The sequence below is a fragment of the Corallococcus praedator genome, assembly GCF_003612125.1.
Classification (GTDB): domain Bacteria; phylum Myxococcota; class Myxococcia; order Myxococcales; family Myxococcaceae; genus Corallococcus; species Corallococcus praedator.
Genome location: NZ_RAWI01000425.1, coordinates 1 through 7,474, shown reverse-complemented (window position 1 = coordinate 7,474; position 7,474 = coordinate 1). Strand labels below are relative to the sequence as shown.

Here is a 7,474-nt window from a genome sequence, read left to right as displayed (position 1 = left end):
AGATGTGTATAAGAGGCAGGTCCCACGCCGTGGATGAGCAGCCCTCCGCGCTTCGCCAGCGCCGAGGCGAGCATCACCTTGAGCACCGTCTCCACCGGGAAGCGTCCGGCCCCGGTGACGTCCGCGTGGGTCCGGTCCCCGGACAGCACCGCCGCGTAGTCCTCCCCCTCCACCCGCAGCGTCCCCGAAGCGCCGGGCTCCAGCCAGGGCAGCTCCCGGACGGCGGGCGGAGGTCGCGAACTCGAAGGGGCCCGCAGCACGAGCCGGGCATCGGAGGAGGTCCCGGCGGCCGGAGCCAGGAACGCGCTGAACACGCGCCCCAGCGTCGCGGCGAGCGCGCCGTCCTCCACCTCCAGCGCCACCGTCCACCCGGCGAGGGTGACCCGGAGCGCGGCATCACGGGGACCCGACGACGGGCCCCCACCGCTCACGGCACGCACTCCGATTCACCGGGGATGTTGCAGGCGGAGATCTGCGCCAGCGCGACGAAGGGCTGCTCCCACAGGATGGCGGGCGGCACGTACACGGCCGGCGCGGCCGGCGCGGGCTTCGACGCGGTCGGTTTGACCGCGGGCTGCTGCGGAGGTCGAGCGCTCATGGGAAGGGCACCGGGAACGCGCAGATGCGACCATCCGCCGAGCCGACGTGCAGCCGGCCCACGGTATGGTCGATGGTGGGCGTGCCGATCTCCTGGGCGGATCCGATGGACACCTGCCCTGTATCGACACCCGTCTCCGCATCCAGTTGGTGCACCTTGCCGTCGGAGCTGCCGACGTAGATGCGCGCCACGCCACTCACGTTGAGGGCGAAGGTGCCGGACGGCTTCGTGATGGGCGTCGTCGTCGTCCACTTCCACACGGGGACGTTGTTCGCATCCACCTCCCAGCGCTGGAGGGTGCCGTTGGAGAGGCTGGCCACGAAGCCCCGGCCCAGCGGGCGCACGAAGTGGGTGAACGCGGCGGCCGTCGGCTGCGTGACGAGCGACACCGACCACACGGTCGCGAGCGTGGCCGGATCCAGCCCGTACACCATGCCGTCCTGGGCGGTGACGAGGATCTGGTTGGACGCGGGGTTGCGCACCACGCCGTACTCCAGGTCCCCCAGCGCCCGCCGGCCCAGCTCCTGGCCGGTGAGGCTGTTGAGGACGCGCAGGGTGCTCGTGCTGCCCACGCCCGTCTTCGTCCCGACGTAGAGCTTGTTCGTCGTGTAGTCCACCAGCATGCCGCCGCTGATCATCCCCAGGTCCCCGGGCCGGTAGCGCCAGATGAACGCGCCCGTGGCCGCGTTCAGCGCAACGACCTGGTTCTGCGTGGCGGAGGACAGGCGCGTCGCGAAGATGGCCAGATCCACGTTGGAGTACATCGCCCGGTACGCCGGGTTCGCGTAGTCCAGCAACTGGGTGACGGGGAACGAGCTGATGTTGCCCAGGCCAATCGTGGTGTTGCGCCACAGGAACTCGCCCGTGGCCGCGTTGATCACCGCCGGGACACCGGCCTGGTCGCCCACGACGAGGAACTGCTGCCCCGGCCGGCCCAGCAGCGGAACCACCGGGAAGCGGCTGCCGACCGCGCCCGACAGCTTCACCGGCCGGAAGCGCTCCGCGCCGTCCTCGGCCGGGTTGGCCACGCTGGTGAGGTTGCCCACCACCGAATCGTTGAAGGAGCTGAAGATGCCCTCGCCCAGCGCGGTGACGGGCTGGAACTTCGAGGCCAGACCCACCGAGTAGCACCACAGCGGCTGCCCCGCCGTCCGAGCGCGCGGCGTGGCCAGCAGGCCCAGCGAGGTGGGCTGCGTGCCCGGGCCGTAGCGGCGCGCGTCGTCCGCGTTGAACACGCGGTAGACATACGTCGTGCCGTTGGTGACGGAGGTGTCCGTGAAGCTGGAGGCGGAGCTGAACTCGTCCGAGTACACCACCGTCGCGTTGCCCAGCACGTCGCCCACCGCGTACTGAACGCCGCTGACGGGCGCGGCGTTGGGGGGCGCCGTCCCCTGCGCGCGCAGCACCAGGGTGCCGCCGTGGTTGAAGGGGTTGTCCCACGTCAGCGTCACGCTGCCGTCGCGCGCCACGCCGGTGACGCGCTGGACATCCGGCGCGCTCGTCACCGCGAGCAGCGTCATCCACGCGTTCACGTGGATGCGAGGATCGTTGTAGCCCTGGTTCAGCTCCAGGCGGTGGCGGAACACCGTGTCCCCGGTGACGGCGCTGAAGCCCGAATACGTGACGCGGAAGGTGAGCTCGCCGCCCGGGGGAATGCCCTCGCCGGAGTTCGACTCCCAGAGGTAGTACGCGTTGTCGTAGTAGAGGGTCCAGTCGTTCACGGGCTGCGGCCCGGACGCGGCGACGGCGAAGAAGTTCACCGCCGGCTTGAACAGCTTCACCTCGATGAGGGGCAGCGGGCCGCGGTTCTGCACCGTGTACGCGACCGTGACGTTCGTCGCCGCGGTGGACACCGCCTCCTGGCTCAGCCGCACGCGCTGCAGGACGATGCGCCCCTTGCGCGCGGTCGTGACCAGGTCGCTCACCACCGGCGCGCCGTTGAGCGTCGCGTCCGCCCGCACCTGGAACTGGTAGCTTGCGCCGGGCGCGCCGGACACCTGGTAGCGCCACGTGAACTGCGCGGAGGCCCCCGGGGCCAGTTGCGCCACCGTCTCCGGCGAAGGCCCGGACACGAGCGTCGCGGTCGCGTTGCCCACCAGCACGGGCGCGCGCGGGTGCACGTTCGCGTACGTGTTCGCGGTGGAGGTGTTGAGCACCGTGAGCCGCAGCGTCACCTGCTCGTCGGCGAACGCATCCACCACGTCCATGTCCGCCGCCGCCACGAAGGCGCCCACGTCCACCATCGGCGAATCCGCCAGCGGCGCGGTGACGGTGCCCGCGGTCGCTCGCGCGCGGACCCGCGCCGCCACCGTGCCGGCCGCGGTCGGCCGCACGTTGATCACGAAGACGCCGGCGCCCCGGAGCGGCACCGTCTTGTTGAACGGCGCTTCGGTCCCCACGGTCGTGAGCGGCACGGCGCTCGTGGACGTGGGGTTGTCCACCGTGAGCGTCCCGGTGTTCGCGTTGGTGCGGTTCTCCACGACGACGCGGGCCACGGCGTTCCCGTTGGCCGCCACCCCGCGAGGCGTCATCGTCACCGTGGACGACAGGCTGGAGCGCGTCCACGAATAGGTGGCCAGGTTGATGGTGTAGTTCGTGCCATCGCACTGGTCGCGGCCGTAGGTGCCCGCCATCAGGCGCTCATTGGCCTTGTCGTTCGCGCGGTCCAGGGGGGCCACCACGCTCAGCACGAAGCGGGCGCTCTGCCCCCGCGCCAGCCCCCGCTCCGCGTCATCCGAGCACCCCACGCTGGACTGGAACGTGAGCCGCCGCGAAGGCGCGTCGAAGTATTCGATCTTCCAATCCGGCGTCTCCGCCGCGGGGAGGCCGCCCAGGAACTGGTAGCCATCCGGAAGGACGAAGGACACCTCCGACAGCCGGGAGTTGTCATACGTGGCCGAGGCCGTGTTCGTCACCTCCACGACGAGCTCGGACGCTTCGTCCATCACCACGCGCGCGACGGTCTCTCCCGCGGACGGCACCATCCGGGCGGTCCAGGTCTGGGAGAAGCCCACCACGGGCAGCAGCACGCCGGCGAGGAGCGTGAGGGTTCGCAGGTTCATGGCGGCGCTCACGTCACGGCTCCAGGGTGAAGGGGGTGGTGGCGAGCAGCACGCCATCCAGGAAGAAACGCGCCTGCCACGTGCCCGTCATCCGCGACGCGGTCACCTGCGTGCCCGCCACCGGCAGCGAGAAGCGCAGCGTGCGGGACTCCTCCGGCGGCGCCTCCACCGTCTGGCCCTGCTTCTCGTACGGCCGCCCGGTGGGCGTGATGAACTCCACGTCCACCTGGCCCCTGCCCCGCACGCCCCGGACCACGAAGTCCACGTCCACCTGATCCACCTGGGACAGGCCCACCGGCCCGGACGCCGCGCCCACCACCCGCGCGCTTCCGGACGGCGGCGGCACTTCCACGGGAGGCAATTGCTCCCCCGCCACGGGGTCCCCCTGCGCTTCGGGCGGAGGCCGGGCCACGCTTCCGCCTCCAGCCAGCACGTCCGTCGGATCCAGCGGCCCGGCGCTGTCGCTCCCCTGCCCCGGCGTCACGGCCGGAGGCGGACGGGGGGACACCCCCTCCGAGCACGCAGACAGCACCACCGCACCCGCCAGCACCGCCACGAGCGCACGCATCATCGAACCTCCCGAGGCGCGGCACCGGCCGGCGCGCGCACTTCATCCACCAGTCCCCGCCGCTGCAATTCCGTGAGGAAGCGCAGCGTGTCGGCCAACACCGGACCCACGTCGGTTGAAGACTCTTGCGCCACCGCCTCGGCCACCGCCCGGACCGTGCGCTGGCCGTCACACAAGGCCCAGATGCGCGCCGCCGTCGCGTTGAGTCCGCGCAGGGTGCGCCCCTCCGCGTCCAGCACGAGGAAGTCCGCCCCGAACCACTCGCCCGAAGCACCCGCGCGGCGGCGGGGAACGCTGGCTTCCGCGAAGCTCATGGGCGGCCCGTCCTTCCCAGCCACGTGGCCAGCCGACGCTTCACCGTCGCGCGCCACCGGCCCAGCAGGCGGGGGCCTACGTCCCAGCGCTCCATCTCCAGCACCGCGCCCCCACGGCGCACCCGCCGCGCCTTCCCCAGGATACGGAAGACAGGCAGCGGCGGATCTTCGCCCCCGCCATTGTCCCCGCGCAGCGCGCACACGTCGCCGTCACACCAGCGCACCCGGTGCAGCACCAGCGAGGACTCGAAGCGCGCCAGCACCACCTCGCCCGGACGCGGGGCCTCCACCAGCGGCTCCACCTCCGCCACGTCACCCGCACGCAACGACGGCCACATGCTGTCCCCATCCACGGGGATCCAGCGCGGACCATCGATCACGGATGCGGTGCGGGGGACGCTCGCCATCGGAGACCGAATCTACCCCAGCCTCTCAACGCTCGCGAATCTCTGGAGCCTCAATCTCCCAGCGATTCCCAGGACTTACGATGCTTAACACCTTTACTCCGGGATTTTCAGGGAAGACGGGCCGGCCGCCTGCCCTCCGACCCGGCGGACCGGATCGGAGGATCAGCGGCGGATCATCCCTGGGGCGCGGGAGCCGCGGCCGGCTGGGCGCGCAGCGTCTTGCCCACGTTGTCCAGGGCCACCGGCACCAGGTCTCCGCCCGCCATCGGCTTGAGCTTCGCCTGCCCGCTGCGCAGCTCGTCGCCGCCCAGCACCAGGGAGAAGCGGGCGCCGGACTTGTCCGCGCGCTTCATCTGGCTCTTGAGGCTGCCGCCACGCGTGTCGAACTCCACGTAGAAGCCCTCGCGGCGCAGGCGGCTGGTCAGCGCCAGCGCCGCGTCCTGGCAGGCCGCGTCCACGTCCGCCGCGACGATGAACAGGTCCGGCTGGGCGGTGAACGTCTTGCCACCCTCCTTGAGCAGGAGCACCAGCCGGTCCAGGCCCATGGCGAAGCCCACGGCGGGCACGTCCGGCCCGCCCAGGCCCTTCATCATCTTGTCGTAGCGCCCGCCGCCGCCCACGGTGCTGGCGGTGCCCAGCGCGGGGTGCGACGCGATGAACTCGAAGACGGTGCGCGTGTAGTAGTCCAGGCCGCGCACCAGCCGGTGGTTCACCACGTAGCGGATGCCCAGCTGGGCAAGCTTGCGCTGCAGGTCGCCGAAGTGCGCGCGGCACGGCTCGCACAGGAACTCCAGGACGTTGGGCCCGGCTCCGGCCACCGCCTGGCACTTCTCGTTCTTGCAGTCGAGCACGCGCAGCGGGTTGCGCTCCAGCCGCTGCTGGCAGTCCGCGCACAGCTCTTCCCGGTGCGCGTTGAGGTACTCCACCAGCTTCGCGTGGTAGGCGGGCCGGCACGTCTCGTCGCCCAGCGAGTTGATGTTCAGGGTGACGTCCTTGAGGCCCAGCGCCTCCAGGAACTGCACCACCATGTCCATCAGCTCCACGTCCTGCGCGGGCTCCTTCGCGCCGTACGCCTCCGCGCCAATCTGGGAGAACTGGCGGTAGCGGCCCGTCTTCATCCGCTCGTAGCGGAACATGGGCCCCATGTAGAACCAGCGCGACACCGGCTCCGCGTTGCTCACCGAGTGCTCGATGTACGCTCTCGCCGCGGGCGCGGTGCCCTCCGGACGCAGGGACAGGCTGCGGCCGCCCTTGTCCTCGAAGGTGTACATCTCCTTGCCGACGATGTCCGTCTCCTCGCCCACGCTGCGCACGAAGAGGGCGGTGTCCTCCACCATGGGCGTGCGCACCTCGCCGTAGCCGAAGCGGCTGAACAGCGTGCGCGCGGTGCCTTCCACGAACTGCCAGACTTCAATCTCGCCAGGCAGAAGGTCGTTCATCCCCTTCACGCCGTTGATCTTCTGACTCACACGATCTCCCCGATGCGCGTGCCCATGCGCACCACCGCTTCCGGCTGGAGGCTTTCGTCCCAGCGTACCCGCTTCGGTTCGAAACAGAGGATGACGGTGGAGCCCATCTCGAAGCGGCCCAGCTCCCCACCCTTCTCCACCGGGATGCCCGCGCCGTAGCGGTGCACCTTGCCCGGCTGGCCAATGTGGGTGGTGATGTCCTCGTAGGACGCCTTGATGCGCGACACGCACGTGGCGCCCACCTTCACCACCGCCACCTTGCCGGCGGGCGTGTCCAGGTACGTCACCAGCCGCTCGTTCACGCAGAACAGCGACTGCTTGTTCTTCACCGACGCGGGGTTCACCGGCCAGAACTCACCCGGAATGTACGCGTACCCGGTGATGGTGCCGCCCAGCGGCGCGTGGATGCGGTGGTAGTCGCGGGGCGACAGGTACAGCGTCGTCCAGGCGCCGCCGTGGAAGGGCTTCGCGGCCTGCGCGTCCCCCAGCAGCTCGTCCACCGTGTACTCGATGCCCTTGGCCTGCAGGCACCGGCCGTTGTCCGAGTAGCCCACCTGGGACACCCGACCATCCACCGGCGACACGACGACGTTCTTGCCCCCGTCCACCGGGCGCAGGCCCGGCTTGAGGCCGCGGGTGAAGAACTGGGCGAAGGTGGGGTAGTTCTCGAAGGCGTGCTCGGCCTCCGCCATGTCCACGTTGTACGCCTTGGCGAAGGCGCGCATGGCCCAGTGGTGCACCGGCGCCGGCGCCGGCAGGCGCGTGGCCAGGCCCACCGCGGAGGACACCGCCGACTTGGGCAGCACACGCATCAACTTCATGAAGGTCTGTTCGTTCATCGAAGGTCGTCAGTCACGATAGGGAAAAAGGGGTTTCAACGGCCGGCGTCGGAGGACACCACGCCGCCATCCGCGTACCGCTGCACGGTGCGCATCTCGCTGGTGGGTAACAGCGCCAGCACGCGGCCGTCTTCAATCAACACCATCGTGTCCGCATGGCTGGGGAACTCCAGCCGGCAGGACGCCCGGTCGCTCAGCTTCCAGCCCTCCCGCATCC

At 70.6% G+C, this 7,474-nt stretch carries 7 protein-coding genes and 2 pseudogenes; all 9 read right to left on the bottom strand.

The window, feature by feature from the left end; all coding sequences use genetic code 11:
• A pseudogene (locus tag D7Y13_RS35000) lies at positions 1–431 on the bottom strand (hypothetical protein); the annotation flags it as partial.
• On the bottom strand, positions 428–598 hold the full coding sequence (locus D7Y13_RS46015; RefSeq protein WP_158620462.1) for a hypothetical protein: 171 nt from the start codon (positions 596–598) through the stop codon (positions 428–430). The gene D7Y13_RS46015 and the pseudogene D7Y13_RS35000, both read right to left, overlap by 4 nt.
• Positions 595–3,672 carry an outer membrane protein assembly factor BamB family protein gene (locus D7Y13_RS34995; RefSeq protein ID WP_244222413.1) on the bottom strand — a complete coding sequence of 1,026 codons (3,078 nt, stop codon included), beginning with the start codon at positions 3,670–3,672 and terminating at the stop codon, positions 595–597. The genes D7Y13_RS46015 and D7Y13_RS34995 overlap by 4 nt, the downstream gene beginning before the upstream one ends.
• A gap of 1 nt (position 3,673) precedes the next feature.
• On the bottom strand, positions 3,674–4,231 hold the full coding sequence (locus tag D7Y13_RS34990) for a hypothetical protein (RefSeq protein WP_120585233.1): 558 nt from the start codon (positions 4,229–4,231) through the stop codon (positions 3,674–3,676).
• Complete coding sequence (locus D7Y13_RS34985) at positions 4,228–4,542, bottom strand: PqqD family protein (protein ID WP_120535200.1); 315 nt, start codon at positions 4,540–4,542, stop codon at positions 4,228–4,230. The genes D7Y13_RS34990 and D7Y13_RS34985 overlap by 4 nt, the downstream gene beginning before the upstream one ends.
• Complete coding sequence (locus D7Y13_RS34980) at positions 4,539–4,949, bottom strand: S24/S26 family peptidase (RefSeq protein WP_255425939.1); 411 nt, start codon at positions 4,947–4,949, stop codon at positions 4,539–4,541. The genes D7Y13_RS34985 and D7Y13_RS34980 overlap by 4 nt, the downstream gene beginning before the upstream one ends.
• 173 nt (positions 4,950–5,122) lie before the next feature.
• Complete coding sequence (gene hisS, locus D7Y13_RS34975; RefSeq protein ID WP_233595846.1) at positions 5,123–6,388, bottom strand: histidine--tRNA ligase; 1,266 nt, start codon at positions 6,386–6,388, stop codon at positions 5,123–5,125.
• A gap of 26 nt (positions 6,389–6,414) precedes the next feature.
• Entirely contained in the window at positions 6,415–7,257 is an 843-nt protein-coding gene (gene asd / locus D7Y13_RS34970) for an archaetidylserine decarboxylase (protein WP_120535202.1), read from the bottom strand.
• Between the two features lie 35 nt (positions 7,258–7,292).
• A pseudogene (locus D7Y13_RS46010) lies at positions 7,293–7,474 on the bottom strand (hypothetical protein); the annotation flags it as partial.

Excerpts from the sequence above, each read along its gene's own strand:
- asd (WP_120535202.1), bottom strand. The coding sequence starts at position 7,257 with ATGAACGAACAGACCTTCATGAAGTTGATGCGTGTGCTGCCCAAGTCG.
- D7Y13_RS34990 (WP_120585233.1), bottom strand. The coding sequence starts at position 4,231 with ATGATGCGTGCGCTCGTGGCGGTGCTGGCGGGTGCGGTGGTGCTGTCT.
- D7Y13_RS46015 (WP_158620462.1), bottom strand. The coding sequence starts at position 598 with ATGAGCGCTCGACCTCCGCAGCAGCCCGCGGTCAAACCGACCGCGTCG.
- hisS (WP_233595846.1), bottom strand. The coding sequence starts at position 6,388 with ATGAACGACCTTCTGCCTGGCGAGATTGAAGTCTGGCAGTTCGTGGAA.
- D7Y13_RS34985 (WP_120535200.1), bottom strand. The coding sequence starts at position 4,542 with ATGAGCTTCGCGGAAGCCAGCGTTCCCCGCCGCCGCGCGGGTGCTTCG.
- D7Y13_RS34980 (WP_255425939.1), bottom strand. The coding sequence starts at position 4,949 with ATGGCGAGCGTCCCCCGCACCGCATCCGTGATCGATGGTCCGCGCTGG.